Here is a 15,171-nt window from a genome sequence, read left to right on the forward strand (position 1 = left end):
GGAAAAACAAAGCAAATAAAGCCAAATACATTGAGAAANATAATANANAANCTTGAGTTTGAAATAAACACCTCTCTTGCTATTCCAATAATAAAAGAACTAAAAAAGAAAGATATAGACAAAAAGTTTGAAGAAAACTTTTACAAATTTATGCAGTTAAGGGTAGAAAAGCAACTTTCTGAATTTTTTACTTCGTATCTTGTTCATTATCACAGGCAAGAGGTTAAATTAGAAAAGGTGATTAAAGATATTGAAAGTGAAAGTTTAATCAAAGAAAGATGTGATTATTACACAAGAGAGTTAATAAACTCAATATTTGAAAAAACTCCAAATATAGATGTTGATTCATTACTTTGCAAACAACCAAAGACTAAAAACATTCACAAACAAAGATATAACTTTCAAAGAACATCCTTACTATTCAGCAAAGAAAAATCCTTGTAAAAAGGTTCATGAAAGATTTAAATAAAACATACTTACAAGAGTTCATTGAAAAATATATAAAACTTGATTCAGATCAAAAAGAGATAATAGAAAAGTACATAATGAACTATGGAAGGTATTATGAAATAAAGAACATACCAAAAGAATTAAGACCAAAGGTACCAAAAGAAATTAATGTATTTGTGAAGAAATACACTTTAAAAAGAAGATTATCTGCAACTTCTTTCTATGTTTTTGAAGGTGAAGAAAGAGAGAAGATTGTTGAGGTGTTAATGGTGTTTGAATAAAGATCCTTCTCTGCCAAAGTGGCATTTAATTGCGTTTTTAATGTTTTCTTAAAATTCTTCTAAAGAATCAACTTCTATAAAGATCGATTCTCTCAAAGCTTTTAGTTTGTAACCGCCTTCAGGATTTTCTTCAACCAAGAATATTATTTCTTTGATTTTCAATCTATTCATTCCTTTTTATATTAGCAAACAGACACAAAATGTAATCTATGGTGTTTTCTTTGTTATTTTGTGATTTGGTAGTATAATTAATTAGATAGGAAAACTAACTAAATTTAGTTAAAAGTTTTAGGAGGGATAGAAGTGGAGTTATCTAAGGACCAATACTTGGAAATTTTAAACACATCTCTTTCATCGGGGGGAGATTATTCCGAAATCTTCTTTGAAGATTACTACGGTACATCAATACTGTATGATAACGGTAAGATCGAGAAAGTTAATTTTTCCAGTCAAAAAGGTGCTAGTATAAGGGTTGTGTCAGGTGAGGAAACAATATTCGCACACACTAATGATCCTACTTTTGAAAACCTTATGAACCTTGCAGAAACTTTGAAAAAGAATGCATCTGAAAGATTCAACAGTTCAAACGTTATAAAAGTTGAAGAGTTGAAAGAAGCTGAAAAGAGAAATTTTTCTCCTTTTAAAACCCCGTTTGATCAAATTGATATCGACAAGAAAGTAGAGAAAGTTTTTAAAGGAGTTAATCTTTTAAAAAATACTGATAATAGAATTAAACAAATTACCGTTTCTTATGCTGATAGTAGCCGTAAGGTTAAAATAATAACCTCCGAAGGAAATATTGTAGAAGATATCAGAAATTATCCTCGTTATGCAGTCATTGTTTTCGGAGAAGATAGTGATGGAAATTTGTTTAGAGGCTATTCTTCTGATGGGGCAAATATGGGTTTTGAATTTTTTAGTGATGATATGATAGAGAAAGTGACAAAAGATGCTATAAAACAGGTAATATCGCAAATAGAAGGAGAAGATGCCCCTGCTGGAGAATTTACAGTTGTTCTTTCTTCTGAAGCAGGTGGGACTATGATTCATGAAGCCTGCGGACATGGTATGGAAGCAGATTTAGTTCTTTCTGGGTCAGTTTACCGAGATAAGATTGGTAAAAAAATAGCTTCTGATAAGGTAACCGTCGTAGATGATGGTACTGATAAGAATAAGAGAGGAACTCTTAATTACGATGATGAAGGAACACCAACCCAGAGAACCATTTTAATTGAAAATGGTGTTTTAAAAGGCTATATGCACTCAAAGATCACTGCCAAAAAATTTGGAGTAGATCCTACAGGCAATGGAAGAAGAGAGTCTTATATGGTTCTACCCATAGTCAGAATGAGAAATACAATGATTTTGCCTGGAAAAGATGACCCCGAAGATATAATCAAATCCGTAAAACATGGTATCTTTGTTAGAAAGATGGGTGGAGGACAAGTCGATGTTATAAGTGGTGATTTTCAATTTGGTGTTGACGAAGGTTATATTATAGAAAATGGGGAAATAAAAAATTCAATTCGCGGAGCTAGCTTAGTTGGAAATGGATTGAAAGTTCTAGAAAGTATTGATATGGTTGGAAATGACCTAGGCTACGGTGTTGGTACTTGTGGAAAAGATGGACAAGGAGCGCCCGTTTCTGATGCACAACCTACAATAAGAATACCAAAATTAGTCGTTGGAGGAATTGTTAAAGGGGGTAGTAATTAATGAGCAATATAAAGAGTATTATGGAAAAAGCAATGAATGTGATAAAAAAAGAGGGATTCAAAGGACAAATAAATATTTTTTCCATTGAAAGTAAAAATGCATCCTTCAGTAATGGAAAGTTAGAGCAATTAGCTGAAGGAGAAAAAGGTACAGCTGGAATAAAAGTTATAAGTGCCGATGGAAGAATAGCTACTTCTTCTACAAATATATTAACTGAAAAAGGTATTATGGAAGCTAGCGAAAAGGCTATGGCTATGGTTAAATATACGGAGAAAGATGATGGAAATGATATTTCTGATGATCAAGAGTTCACATATATAGATTGGGCTTATGATACAGATACAAGAGATATGAGTTTGAACGAAGTTATGAAAATAGCAGAAGAGTTAGAGAAGAAAGCTAAAAATGCCGATAATAGAATAATGTTTGTGCGTGGTGCTGAATACGAAACTGATTTAACTAGGATTCATTTTGCTAACACCAATGGCTTATACAAGAATGCTTTACATACAAATGCTTCAAGTTCTATTAGTTTAGCAGCAATAGAAGGGGAAAACTCTTCTTTTGGATTTGATTTTGAAGTTGCTCAAAGTTATAGGCTTGTTGACATAGACCGTATAGTAAAAAACGCCGTAGAAATGGCGATCTCTGGCTTAAATGCAGAGGTTTTAAAGTCTGGAAGATACGATATAATTATGAGTCCTCTAGCATCGGCAATGTTTATCGGAACTCTTACTACCCCATTATCAGGAGAAAATGTTTTTAAGGGGAAATCATTTTTAAAGGGAAAAGTTGGAGAAAAGGTAGCTAATGGTTCAATTAATTTGATTCACGATCCCATGAATGGTTCCGCTCCTATAATCGCTTCGTTTGATAATGAAGGAACAAATACCTCTAGATTTAATATAATCGAAAATGGTATTCTAAAAAGTTATCTTCACAATATATATTCAGCTAAAAAACTTGGAACAAAACCTAGCGGAAACGCTTTTGCTTCAATAGATTCACCTAACCCTTCAATTGGAACAGTAAATCTACATTTCATTGCCAACAAGACAAGAAAAGCCATATTAGACGTTCCAAAGGCTTTATATGTAACCAATATAATGGGCATGCATACTGCTGATCCTGTTTCTGGTAGATTTTCCGTTCAAATAAGTGGAAGAGTAGTTGAAAATGGAGAATTTGTTGGCAGTTTTAGAGGTATGACTTTAGCAGGCACTTTGAGCGAGCTCTTAAACAATTTAGTTAGTATAGGTTCTGACTTTAAGTATTTAGGCCCCGTATCCGGATCCACAATGTTAATAAAAGATCTTAGTGTAGGTGGAAAATAATTTAAAAAACTAAAAAAATTGGGCGAAATAATTCGCCCTTTTTTATTATTGTACGTTTTGAGCCAAAGATTCTTTAGCAATATTGATGTATTCATTAAAACCCTCGGGATCGTTTATAGCAAGTTCAGAAAGCATTTTCCTATTTATATTTACATTGGCTAATTTTAAACCGTGAATTAGCTCGTTGTATTTCATACCTTGTGTTCTAGCTGCTGCGTTTATTCTAGTTATCCATAATTTTCTATAATCTCTTTTTTTATTCTTTCGACCAGCATAAGAGTATTTTCCTGATCTATAATATTGTTGTTTTGCTAAAGAATATCTTCTACTTAATGCCCCTGTGTATCCTTTGGCAGCTTTTAAATATTTTTTCCTTTTTTTTCGAGAACCTAAAGCCCTTTTAATTCTCATATTTCACTCACTCCTTCATATCTTTAAAATATTTCAACCTTTCAATCCAATTGATCTTTTCACTTTATCTTCAATTTCTTTTGGAACTTCAACTTCTCTTTTTAATCTTCTCATATGGCTACTTTTTTTGAAGCCTGTATTATGACCAACGTTGTTCCTATGGCGAAGGATTTTTCCGCTTTTTGTTACTTTAAATCTCTTCTTAGCTGAACCTTTTGTTTTTATCTTTAGTTTGGACACTTTTATTCCTCCTAATATCTTAATTTATATAATAAATTATTTTTTATCTTCAACAATAGGCTCTAATATAATATCCATATCTTTTCCAAGTAACTTTGCCCCTCTTGAGACTTTTGCTATATCTGAAGTTTGTTCTACTACCCTATCCAAAATCTCTTTGCCTTTTTCTTTAAACAATATATCTCTACCTAAAAACATAATAACCACTCTAACTTTATGACCGTCCTCTAGAAATTCTCTGATTTTCTTCAATTTGGTATTAAAATCATGTTCATCGATTCTTAGCCTAAATTTCATTTCTTTCACTAATTGTTTCTTTTGCTTTTTCTTAGCTAATTTTTCTTTCTTTTCTTTTTCATAGATATACTTACCATAATCCATCATTCTTGCAACAGGCGGTTTTGCTTGAGGTGCTACCAAAACAAGATCTAGTCCGGATTGTTGAGCCAATTTTAATGCTTCTTTGGTTGGGATTTCTCCTAATTTATTGCCATCCTGATCAATCAACAATACTTTTCTAACCCTTATTTCCTCATTTTTAGCGACTTTATCGCTTATATAAAATCACCTTCCTTTTGATATTTAAAAATGGGTGACATCGTAGTCACCCATTAAAATAATTAGAAATTTAATTATCGTAAAATTGTTTCTAATATCGATAATAATAGTTTCTTATTACCCCTGACGGTTTTTGTTTCTTTACCCGAGGTGGGAAGTGAATTTTAGGTGACTTCCTCTTAGTATGATATGAATTATTAATATTAACTTTTTGATTTTTGGTGGGCCATGCGGGAATCGAACCCACGACCTACTGATTAAGAGTCAGCCGCTCTACCAGCTGAGCTAATGGCCCTGAACGTTACCTATTATACCTTAACTTCCTGATTTTGTCAAGAAGCGACTTTATTATTTTCTTTCTTTGAAGAAGTTTTTTTTGTATCACTTTTTGCTTTTTTCTTAGAATCCGTTACATAAAAACCTTCTCCTTTGAAAGCAATTCCTACATTACTAATAATTCTCTTTGCGCTCGAATTACATAATTCACATTTTATCTCTGGTGTTTCGCTCATTGAATGCAAAACTGTAAACTCATATCCACACTCTTCGCACTTATATCTGTATAAAGGCAATTTTGTTTCCTCCTTTTTCGATTTCTTTCAATTTATCAAAAAAACAAAGTTAGGAAACTCTCTCAAGTCCCAAACTTTTATTTAAAAAGAAATTATTTCAAAAATTCGTTTACATAATAACAAAAAATTATGAAATTTTATACGATAATAAGGTTAAAAATTTTTTATTTATCGATACTGCCTGTCTCAATGTACCATAAAAAGATATCAAGTTTTCCTAATGGTTCGTTTGTTTTTTTAGCAAAAGTTCTTAAAATTTTTTCAATTTCGGTATACTTTTTTTCGTTCCACGAAGGTTTTGGTATCTCTTTTAAAAGATCATAATTTTTCATTATTCTCAATATATGTTTATCTAATATTGCTACATCATCTTTTCCAACGTTTCTTAGAAAATGACTGCTTTCTTTCCAACCTATCCCTTTCACATTTTCTACCAAAAAAATTCTTGAGTGTTTTACATCCATTTTCAAAATATCTTTCATTTTCCCAATAATCCATCTATTTTCAACTATATATTTCGCTCTAGTATTAGAAAATCTATGCCCTATTTTTTTTAATTTGGACACTAACTCTATTTCTTTTAAATAAGCAAACCCTTCGTTAGTGATCAAATTTTGGGCTTTCATTCCCCCTTTTGCGGTCCAGTTTGCTGTTAAAACACAAAAAGATAATTCTCCAAATAATGCGACTTCATCTCCACTTTCTCCAATTTTCTTGAATTCTTCGTACCTTTGTTCAACTTGCTCACGAACACTTCTTTTTACTTTTTCAATCTGTTGCAGCAGTAAATTTTGTTTCTCAGAAACCATTAAAATCCTCCATTTATCCTATTCGTTTGTCTTTTTTATTTTTCCTCATTGAAAAGTAAAAACCTATCACCATGTAAATAATAAAAGAGATAAAAATACTATAAAATTCAGGTTGGCTGATTTGATCCAAACTCTCTAAAAGAGAATTGTTACCAAGAGTTATTTTAGTATATTTTTCTAAAAGAAAAATAGTATAAAACGATAGAATAAATGAGCCAAAAATAATAGACAGAGTGGAAATAATAGACTCATAATTTTTTGAAAATATTATCGAAATGATGACTCCCAAAACAGCGAAGACTATCCATGGTATGTATGAAGCGGCAAAAGGTAAATTATTTAACCATTCTCCATTGGAAGAAATAATAAAAGTTCCTATTGAATAACCTATTAAACCTCCCAAAAGGAATCCTCCAACAATAAAAGCAAGGTTCACCAAATGATAAAAAACAAATCCAAAGATCAAACTAAAGATCAGATAAACAAAAAAGCTGAAATCTCCTGTAGAAACAATAAAATCATTAATAAAAGGTATCTTTAAAAGATATGGAATCATTATAGAATATGATGCATAAATCCCCAAAAGAAAAATAGTTACCTTAGAAGAAATTTTCGAAAAAAACAAGAAAAATATAGATAGCGGAAGTAGAACATAGATTGAATTCACCATCAATAAATAAAGGGTTGTAAGAACTTCGTTGTTTACAAAGCCGTTAACATCCATATTTTCGCCTTCTTTCGTATTATTTTTTACAAAAACTTCGTTCTTTTTATTTTATCATATCTTTTGTTTAAATTTCGTATAAAATATATGATATAATATAAAAATTAAGAAATGCATGATTTTTGCTTATCTTTAGGTACAAGGAGGGAGCATATTTTGGGCAAATTAAAGATAGAAGTTGATGAAGAATTTATTAACGGTTTAATAGACAAAGTTATAGAAGAAAACACTCAAATACAAGGCCTTAAGAATTTGAATGTGCAATTAAGGGAAGATGGTATTAATTTTCAAATGGAGGTAGATTTCTTGGGAAAAGAAGCTACCGTTGAATCTTTAATAAAAATTTTAGAAAAACCTGAAGATTTAGAAAAAGGAAAGTTGAGATTATCGTTAACCGGAGACGAAGGGGTTAGAAAAATATTAGAGGGTGTTTTTTATATTCTCTCAGAATTTAGTGAAGCGATTTCTTCAAAGGATTTTGAAATATTAATAGACTTCAACAAAGTAAGGATTAACCCTTTTATTGATACAATTATGAAGTCTATTAAAATCTCACAACTTCAGCTACAAGATGGAAAATTTGATTTGCTGATTGAGTTCAAAAATTAGGTGGTGTATTATGAAGAACACAGTTTTAGAAATAGATTCGGAAATCGCAAAAGAATTATTACTAGTTCTTGTTAAAAATAGCAAATTTCATTTTTTAAAAAGAATTTTTGACCATATATCGGATATAAAATTTGATAATAACGAAATTAGATTTAAAGTTTTAATGTTTAAATACTTTTTAAAAATAAAAACATACCCTAAAACACTTTCAGGGAAATACGAATTTCTTCACAACATTCCCACAAAGATGATAAAAAAAGATGAAATCCCTGATTTTATTGAATTAGATGAAAAAAAATTAGTTATAGACTTTCCACCAAACCCTATAACTAAGAATATTTCTATTGACGAGTTAAAAATCGAAAACGGCAAGTTAGTTCTCATTTTAGGCTTAGTTTAAGGAAGGAGTGTTGTAATTGAAAATAGATTCTGAGCTTATTAAGAAACTTGAAAAATTGTCTAATATAGAATTAAATGAAAAAGAGGAAGAAAAGATAAAAGATGATCTAAACGATCTTTTAGCTTATTTAGAGATTTTAGACAATGTAAATGTTGATGGAATTGATGAATTGATATCTCCTGCCGAATTTTCTTCTTCTGTTCTCAGAAAAGATGAAGTTGAAAGATTTGATAACAGAGAAAGTATTATTAACAACTTTCCTGAAAACAAAGATGGGTTTCTCAAAGTTCCAGGGATAAATATAAAAGAGGAAGAATGAAAAATTGAATCAGAAAGGTCAAATATATGAAGATATAGCTACCTCTTATTTTTTAAAAGAAGGATACCAAATAATATCAAGAAATTTTTCTTACAAATATGGAGAAATAGATATAATAGCTATTAAAAATAAAGTTCTTCACCTTATTGAAGTTAAAGGTGGAAAAGATGTGTTGGGCGATCCCGCTTTTAGGGTAAACTCAAACAAACTGAAGAAAATAATGAAAGTCGGTAATTATTTTATAGCAAAAAATCATCATATTAAATTTGAAGAAGTTCAAATAGACGTTATATCTGTTACAGACAACGGAAAAATAAATTACTATCCCGCTCAGAGAATATAAAAGTGCCCCTGGAAGGAGTCGAACCTTCATTTGTGGATTAGGAATCCACCGTTCTATCCGTTGAACTACAGGGGCGACTTAAGACAAAAGTTATTATAACAGAATTTTTTTCTATTGTCAATAATAAATAATCACAGTTCTAGAAAGAGATGGAGGGATATAATGAATAAAGAAAATAATAACTTAGTAACTTTGTTCGACAACGGAGAACATAAATTTATATTTCTTGGTTCCGAAAACAAAAGTGTAGAAAGCATATCTACTAACCAATATTTAATAATTCACAAGAACGAAGGAGTTTTGCTTGATCCAGGGGGGGTTCATGTATTTCCTAGAGTTTTGGCTAGCGTAGTTGAATTTATAGATCTTGGCAAAATTAAGCATGTTTTTTATTCCCATCAAGATCCGGATGTTTCTTCCGGTATAACCCTTTGGGATAGTGTTTTAGAAACCAATTTCTACATTTCAAAATTATGGGAAAGATTCTTACCACATTTTGGGATTTTTGAAAAATCAAGGATGGTCACCATAGAAGACACCGGAGGTAAGATTAAATTTAAAGATGGCACCCAATTAGAAATAATTCCTGCGCATTTTCTTCATTCAACTGGAAACTTTACTCTCTATGATCCTGTCTCTAAAATACTATTTTCAGGAGATATCGGTGTATCAGTTTTTCCTGAAGGAGAGGAAAAATTATTTGTAGAGGATTTTTCAAATCATATGAAATATATAGAAGGTTTTCATAAAAGATATATGAGTTCTAACAAAGCATGCAAGATGTGGGTAGAACTTATAAAAAAATATGAAATAGAACAAATGGCCCCACAACACGGGGCTATTTACAAAAAACCAGAGTTTGAAGAGTTTTTAAAATGGTTTTCCAATTTAGAATGTGGGGTTGATATTCTCGACAAAATTTATAGGAAGAATGAGAAATGAGCAGTGAAGAAAGATATAAAAATACAATTAAAAAATTGTCTTCAAGTGTATACCATGAAAATCTTCTAGTATCTTTTATTGAACGATTAGATGAAGTTCTAGGGGACCGGTTTTATGATGCGAATTTACTAACCAAAAATGTAGGAGACAACCTTTTAGAACTCATAGAAAGTATAAACAACACTTCTGAAACTCTTGAAAAATCCGTTGAAGATAGCGATAAAAGAATCGGTGAAATTTCTCAAAATAATGAAAAAATTATTTCCAAGCTTAGTAATTTTGGTTCCAATTTTGATGAAGTTGAAAAAGACGTAAATAAATCTCTCAACTCAATTTCAGGAGTTATAGATAGCTTTAAAGAAATAAATGAACTAACAGGAACCATAAAAAACATAGCTCGGCAAACAAATATATTATCAATAAATGCCTCTATAGAAGCCGCAAGAGCCGGCGAAAGTGGAAGAGGATTTTCAGTTGTTGCTGAAGAAATTAAAAAGTTATCTGCAGAGACTAACAACGCATCTGGTAAAATATCTAAGAAAGTTGAAACTCTTTCAAAACAAATAACTGAAGTTCAAGAAATCATCAATAATCTAGAAAATATTTTTGTGACAATAACTGATTCAATTGAAACTTCCCTTTCTACTTTGAACAATAACTTAACATTTATGGAAAATTTAATAAAAAATTTGAATACTGAGAAAGATGATTTAAAGAAAAATGCCGAAGAATTAACTGACTCAAAAGAAAAGATAAACCTGCTAATTAAGAATATAAATAATTTAGGAAACGTGTTAAAAGCCATCTTGGATATGCAAAATAAGTTGAAAGAAATAGCTATATAAATAATTGAAAAGGAGCATATTCAAAAGTTGTTAGTTACTGTTATTGGTGGCGGAGCCGCTGGGTTAATATCGGGTGTTATAGCTGGATGGAATGGAGCAAGAGTTACCATAATTGAACGAAAAGGAAAATTAGGCAAAAAACTCTTAGCTAGCAGTAATGGAAGAGGGAATTTTTCTAATTTGGAAACTGATGAAAATCACTATTTTAGCAACGATTTAGATTTTGTTAAAAAAGTTCTACAAATATCTGGGGTAGTTCAAACACTTAGTATTTTTGAAGAAATTGGAATAATTGTCAAAGAAAAAGGCACAAAACTTTTTCCATATACAGAAAGGTCAAAAGATATAGTAGACAACTTTAAATACGAAATAGCTAAGCACAACATAAATGTTGTGCTTAATTTTCAGGTAGAAGAAATTATAAAAAAAGAGAATAAATTTTTAATTAAATGCCAAAATAAATCTTTTGAATCAGATAAAGTTATTGTCGCAACTGGAGGCAAATCCTCACCTCAATATGGTTCAAATGGCAATATATTTGAAACTCTTAAAAAGTTAGGCCATTCTATAATTGAATTAAAGCCCGGGTTGGTACCCTTAAAGGTTATATCTTACTTTACAGAAGAAATTTCAGGTTCTAAATTAGAAGGAAACGTTTACCTGACAGATCAAAAGGGTGAAATTTTATCCAAAGTATATAAAGGCGAAGTTCTTTTCAAAAAAGGTGGAATTCTCAGCGGAATACCTATATTAGAATTAAGTAATTATATTCATCCTCTTATAGAAAATGGAAAAGATATTTTTATAAAACTCATTGCGTTTCCCTCTTATTCTGAAAAAGATATATATGATTTGCTAACAAAAAAGATAAAATTTCGACCGGAAAAGCCTTTGAGATTATTATTATTAAGTCTAATTGATCAACGGTTGATACCATACTTTTTCAAAAGAATGGGGATAGAAAATTTAGATCAACCTGTTGGCTATTTAACTACCAAAGATATTGAAATTTTGGCCGATAAGTTAAAATATTGGGATTTTCAAGTTAAAGATACATGCGATTGGAAAGATTCTCAAGTTTCATTAGGCGGAATTAATACTAACGAAATCGATCCTTATACTTTAGAATCTAAAATAATACCTGGTTTGTTCTTTGCCGGAGAAGTTATAGATGTTGCTGGAGAAAGTGGTGGTTTCAATTTACAATGGGCTTGGTCCAGTGGATATTTAGCAGGCATTTCTTCAACTACTTAGTTCAAAAAAAGAGGTGTATATTTAATGGAAATTGGACTCATTCATTTCAGAGTCGGAGAAACAGATGGGGTTTCTTTGGAAATGGTTAAATGGAAAGAAGTCCTAAAAAACATGGATTTCAAAGTTTATTTAATAGCAGGTGATATGGGAACATCTCCAGGTTTTAAAATCCCATATATCGCTTATACAGATAAAAGAAGTAACTTGTTAAAACAAAGATCATTTATAGGGTTAGATGATTGGGACGAAAAAAAATTTGAAACAGAAATGAATAAATACATAGGAGGAATTTACAATCAACTTGATGAAATGATGAATTTAGATGTTTTGATAATTAACAACATGTTTTCTTTAGCTCACAACCCAGCTGCTTCTGTTGCTTTATACAAATTTTGCCAAGATAAAGGTATAAAAATGATCGGTCATCATCATGATTTCTATTGGGAAAGAGACTTCTATAATAATCCTACCAATAATTTTATAAAAAAAATATTAGATGAATATTTCCCCCCAAAAGATATAACGCATATTGTTATTAACTCCTTAGCTCAAGAAGAACTAAAAAGGAAAAAAGGAGTGGATAGTTACATTATCCCAAATGTCTTTGACTTTAATCAAAAACAATGGGAATTAGACGACTATAACCAAAAAATCTATGACAAGCTTGATATCTCACCAAACGACTTAATATTTTTACAAGCAACAAGAATTGTAAGAAGAAAGGCTATAGAATTAGCAATTGATACTATATCTGAAGTAAAAAAAGATCTCAATAAATTTACAGGGCAAGAAACCTATAATGGAAAGAAAATAACGAAAGATACAAATATTTTTCTGTTATTACCAGGTTTATCTGAGGAATCTGACTATGTGGAAGAATTAAAAGAGTACGCGACACAAAAAGACGTAGAATTAAAGTTAGCCTTTTCAATTAGTGATGATATAAGACACGAAGAGGAAGAAATATTCTCTTTATGGGACTTCTATGCAATTGCTGATTTTATAACTTACCCAAGTATTCTAGAGGGTTTTGGAAATCAGTTTTTAGAAGCTATCTTTTCAAAAACTCCTGTTTTGTTATTTGAATACCCAGTATACAAAAAAGATATCGCCCCTTTAGGGTTTGAAGTGGTTACACTTGGAAGCAAGGCTGAATATGAAAGAGGAAAGTATAGAGTGAATCAAAATGAAATAATTAAGGCAAAAGACAAAATTTTTGATATACTATTTAATAAAGAAAAAGCTTCTTATGTTGTTCAAAAAAATTTTGAATTGGGTAAAAAATACTTCTCCTATGAAACTCTAGAGAAGAAATTGAAACAAATACTTTTAGAAAAAAATGTAATATAAATTAGTATACTATTATACGAGGGGGGAAAAACTTTGAAATTAAGATCAAAAATTGTTACTTTAATACTTTTGATTTCAGCCTTACCAATGATTATCTTGATAACTTATTCATCTGTAAATTATGGGAATATTTTAAGAGAAGACGTGGAGCAAATAATAAAAGTAAATAACGGTCAAATAGCAAATTTTTTAGATCAGTATATAAAAGATTTAGAAAAAGTTGTTTCTTCATTATCTATTGATCCTGATGTAATTAATTTACTCAGTCAAAGTAACGAAGAAAGAGCCAGAATGTATCAAAAGCTACAAAATTACATTGAAATTTATCCCGAGTTTATATCTGTTTACGTAGGTTCAAAAGATGGTAAAATATTTATCAGACCTATTGAATCTGAAAATCAAATTCCTTCAAACTTCGACCCACGAGATAGGCCGTGGTATAAAAGCGCTATTCAAAATCGGGAAAATGTTGTAATCTCAGATCCATATTTAGATGTAGTTTCTGGTGATACGTTAGTTGCTATTTCAAAGACTGTAAAAGATACTAAAAACGAAATAGTAGGCGTCGTTGGAATAGACCTTTCAATGTCCAAAGTTTACGAAATAATAAATCAAAATCTAGGATATGATGAAACTATTTTTGTCATAAACGAAAATGGTCAGATTATTTTTCACCCATCAAACGAAAAGATAGGACAAAACATTTCAAAAGAAAGTTACTTTAAAAATATAACCAAATCAAGAGGTGCTTTTGTTAATGAAAATATACTATTCTCATATAACAAAATACCCGGTTTAAATTGGACGGTTTTAACACAAGCAAACACTGATAATTTATACAATGAAGTAAGAAATGTCACACAAACAACTTTAATTATATTTATTGTAGTAGCAGTTTTAGCAATTATAGCCGGAATCTTATTTGCACTAAACATCATTACGAAACCTATAAACAAAATGAAAGAATACATAAATAAATTAGGAGAAGGAGATTTATCAAATTCCCTCAAAATAGATTCCAAAGATGAGATAGGAGATATGGCAAATTCTTTAAATAAAGCTATCGGTGCTTGGAAAACTTCTATAGAATCAATTAGAGAAGGATCTTTAAAGATCGACAGCTCTGCTTTAGAATTATTCAATATATCCAAAAATACTACACAATCAGCAGAAAACTTATCTGAAAAGGCAACTGAAATCAGCGAAAATGCTGAAGATACGTCCGCCTCAGTAGAGCAAGTTACATCTGGTATTCAAGAAATATCTGCAGCAGCACAAAATGTATCTAAATCAGCTCAAGAGTTAAACACAGCAGCATCTGAAACCGAAAATTTAGCCACCAATGGATTAGAATCAATAAAACTAATTGTTGACACAATAAATAATGCTGTTCAACAATCTAAAAAGACTCAGAACGTTGTAAAAGCATTAATTCAAAGATCAGAAAATATTGGTAAGATAGTGAATACCATAAATACCATAACCGAACAAACCAATCTTTTGGCCTTAAATGCCGCAATAGAAGCTGCAAGAGCAGGTGAAGCAGGAAGAGGTTTTGCAGTAGTTGCTGATGAGATAAGAGGCTTGGCAGAGGAATCAAAAGATGCAACTTCTCAAATAGAAAATATGCTTGAAGGAATTAAAAATAGTACAAATGTAGTAGACACTTCTACAAATGAAACAGTTAAAATGATCGATAATATTAATAATCAAATGCAAGGCATAAACGAAAGATTCCAAGAGATTTTAGAAATGGTTAAAAATCTCAACAGCGGGATAGATAACTTAACAGCAACTTCCCAAGAACAAAGTGCAAGCACTGAAGAAATGAGTTCTGCAATGGATAGAGTAGCTCAGGCAGTTACTTCTATAAGTGAAAGTTTAACAGAAATAACAAAGCTAATAAACAATCAGAAAGAATATGCGAAAAATATTGAAAAAAATTCTCAAGAATTGTCTAGTCTGTCAGAAGAGCTATCTGAAAAATTAAAAATCTTTAGATTATAGGAGTAAA

The 15,171-nt window shown here is 30.7% G+C and carries 18 protein-coding genes, 2 tRNA genes and 1 pseudogene; 13 read left to right on the plus strand and 8 right to left on the minus strand.

Going from position 1 to position 15,171, the window contains the following annotated elements:
* Nucleotides 1-48: 48 nt before the first annotated feature.
* From PW5551_RS10450 to PW5551_RS02855, 4 genes and pseudogenes are all read left to right on the plus strand, one after another.
* Nucleotides 49-444, plus strand: a pseudogene (locus PW5551_RS10450) (hypothetical protein); the annotation flags it as partial.
* Between the two features lie 8 nt (nt 445-452).
* The gene (locus PW5551_RS10455; protein WP_233488411.1) at nt 453-731 is read left to right on the plus strand and encodes a hypothetical protein; all 279 of its coding nucleotides are present in this window, start codon (nt 453-455) and stop codon (nt 729-731) included.
* A 303-nt stretch (nt 732-1,034) separates the two neighbouring features.
* Nucleotides 1,035-2,447 (plus strand): TldD/PmbA family protein, encoded by a 1,413-nt coding sequence (locus PW5551_RS02850; protein WP_113074310.1) that lies wholly within the window; start codon nt 1,035-1,037, stop codon nt 2,445-2,447.
* On the plus strand, nt 2,447-3,781 hold the full coding sequence (locus PW5551_RS02855; RefSeq protein WP_113074311.1) for a TldD/PmbA family protein: 1,335 nt from the start codon (nt 2,447-2,449) through the stop codon (nt 3,779-3,781). The genes PW5551_RS02850 and PW5551_RS02855 overlap by 1 nt, the downstream gene beginning before the upstream one ends.
* A 45-nt stretch (nt 3,782-3,826) precedes the next feature.
* Here PW5551_RS02855 and rplT read toward each other — a convergent pair whose 3' ends face one another.
* The 7 genes from rplT to PW5551_RS02890 form a co-directional block, all read right to left on the minus strand.
* Nucleotides 3,827-4,192: a 50S ribosomal protein L20 gene (rplT, locus tag PW5551_RS02860; protein ID WP_113074312.1), complete on the minus strand. Its 366-nt coding sequence runs from the start codon at nt 4,190-4,192 to the stop codon at nt 3,827-3,829.
* A gap of 33 nt (nt 4,193-4,225) precedes the next feature.
* Nucleotides 4,226-4,432, minus strand: coding sequence for a 50S ribosomal protein L35 (locus tag PW5551_RS02865; RefSeq protein WP_113074313.1), 207 nt, complete (start codon nt 4,430-4,432; stop codon nt 4,226-4,228).
* Between the two features lie 36 nt (nt 4,433-4,468).
* Nucleotides 4,469-4,990 (minus strand): translation initiation factor IF-3, encoded by a 522-nt coding sequence (infC, locus tag PW5551_RS02870; protein ID WP_113074314.1) that lies wholly within the window; start codon nt 4,988-4,990, stop codon nt 4,469-4,471.
* Nucleotides 4,991-5,209: 219 nt separating this feature from the next.
* Nucleotides 5,210-5,285, minus strand: a tRNA-Lys gene (locus PW5551_RS02875).
* Between the two features lie 37 nt (nt 5,286-5,322).
* A complete protein-coding gene (locus tag PW5551_RS02880; RefSeq protein WP_113074315.1) occupies nt 5,323-5,562 on the minus strand; it encodes an FmdB family zinc ribbon protein in 240 nt (79 codons plus the stop codon).
* Between the two features lie 164 nt (nt 5,563-5,726).
* Nucleotides 5,727-6,371 (minus strand): N-glycosylase/DNA lyase, encoded by a 645-nt coding sequence (locus PW5551_RS02885; protein WP_113074316.1) that lies wholly within the window; start codon nt 6,369-6,371, stop codon nt 5,727-5,729.
* 13 nt (nt 6,372-6,384) lie between these two features.
* Nucleotides 6,385-7,095, minus strand: a complete 711-nt coding sequence (locus PW5551_RS02890) for a hypothetical protein (RefSeq protein WP_113074317.1) — start codon at nt 7,093-7,095, stop codon at nt 6,385-6,387.
* 156 nt (nt 7,096-7,251) lie between these two features.
* Between PW5551_RS02890 and PW5551_RS02895 the strand changes: the two genes are divergently transcribed.
* Genes PW5551_RS02895 through PW5551_RS02910 form a run of 4 tightly spaced genes read left to right on the plus strand, consistent with a single transcriptional unit; the run spans nt 7,252 to nt 8,766 of the window.
* Nucleotides 7,252-7,704: a hypothetical protein gene (locus PW5551_RS02895; protein WP_113074318.1), complete on the plus strand. Its 453-nt coding sequence runs from the start codon at nt 7,252-7,254 to the stop codon at nt 7,702-7,704.
* A 10-nt stretch (nt 7,705-7,714) separates the two neighbouring features.
* On the plus strand, nt 7,715-8,104 hold the full coding sequence (locus PW5551_RS02900; RefSeq protein ID WP_113074319.1) for a hypothetical protein: 390 nt from the start codon (nt 7,715-7,717) through the stop codon (nt 8,102-8,104).
* 16 nt (nt 8,105-8,120) lie between these two features.
* Nucleotides 8,121-8,423 carry an Asp-tRNA(Asn)/Glu-tRNA(Gln) amidotransferase subunit GatC gene (gatC, locus tag PW5551_RS02905; RefSeq protein ID WP_113074320.1) on the plus strand — a complete coding sequence of 101 codons (303 nt, stop codon included), beginning with the start codon at nt 8,121-8,123 and terminating at the stop codon, nt 8,421-8,423.
* A 4-nt stretch (nt 8,424-8,427) separates the two neighbouring features.
* Entirely contained in the window at nt 8,428-8,766 is a 339-nt protein-coding gene (locus tag PW5551_RS02910; RefSeq protein ID WP_113074321.1) for a YraN family protein, read from the plus strand.
* A 3-nt stretch (nt 8,767-8,769) separates the two neighbouring features.
* Here PW5551_RS02910 and PW5551_RS02915 read toward each other — a convergent pair.
* A tRNA-Arg gene (locus tag PW5551_RS02915) sits at nt 8,770-8,841 on the minus strand.
* Nucleotides 8,842-8,928: 87 nt separating this feature from the next.
* Between PW5551_RS02915 and PW5551_RS02920 the strand changes: the two genes are divergently transcribed.
* The 5 genes from PW5551_RS02920 to PW5551_RS02940 are packed head-to-tail and all read left to right on the plus strand — an operon-like array spanning nt 8,929 to nt 15,164.
* Complete coding sequence (locus tag PW5551_RS02920; protein ID WP_113074322.1) at nt 8,929-9,708, plus strand: MBL fold metallo-hydrolase; 780 nt, start codon at nt 8,929-8,931, stop codon at nt 9,706-9,708.
* Nucleotides 9,705-10,553, plus strand: a complete 849-nt coding sequence (locus tag PW5551_RS02925; RefSeq protein ID WP_113074323.1) for a methyl-accepting chemotaxis protein — start codon at nt 9,705-9,707, stop codon at nt 10,551-10,553. Before PW5551_RS02920 ends, PW5551_RS02925 begins: the two co-directional genes overlap by 4 nt.
* A gap of 27 nt (nt 10,554-10,580) precedes the next feature.
* Nucleotides 10,581-11,807, plus strand: coding sequence for an aminoacetone oxidase family FAD-binding enzyme (locus PW5551_RS02930; RefSeq protein ID WP_158526124.1), 1,227 nt, complete (start codon nt 10,581-10,583; stop codon nt 11,805-11,807).
* Between the two features lie 24 nt (nt 11,808-11,831).
* On the plus strand, nt 11,832-13,157 hold the full coding sequence (locus PW5551_RS02935) for a glycosyltransferase family 4 protein (protein ID WP_113074325.1): 1,326 nt from the start codon (nt 11,832-11,834) through the stop codon (nt 13,155-13,157).
* Between the two features lie 33 nt (nt 13,158-13,190).
* Entirely contained in the window at nt 13,191-15,164 is a 1,974-nt protein-coding gene (locus tag PW5551_RS02940; protein ID WP_113074326.1) for a methyl-accepting chemotaxis protein, read from the plus strand.
* Nucleotides 15,165-15,171: the final 7 nt, after the last annotated feature.

The organism is Petrotoga sp. 9PW.55.5.1, from assembly GCF_003265365.1.
GTDB lineage: Bacteria > Thermotogota > Thermotogae > Petrotogales > Petrotogaceae > Petrotoga.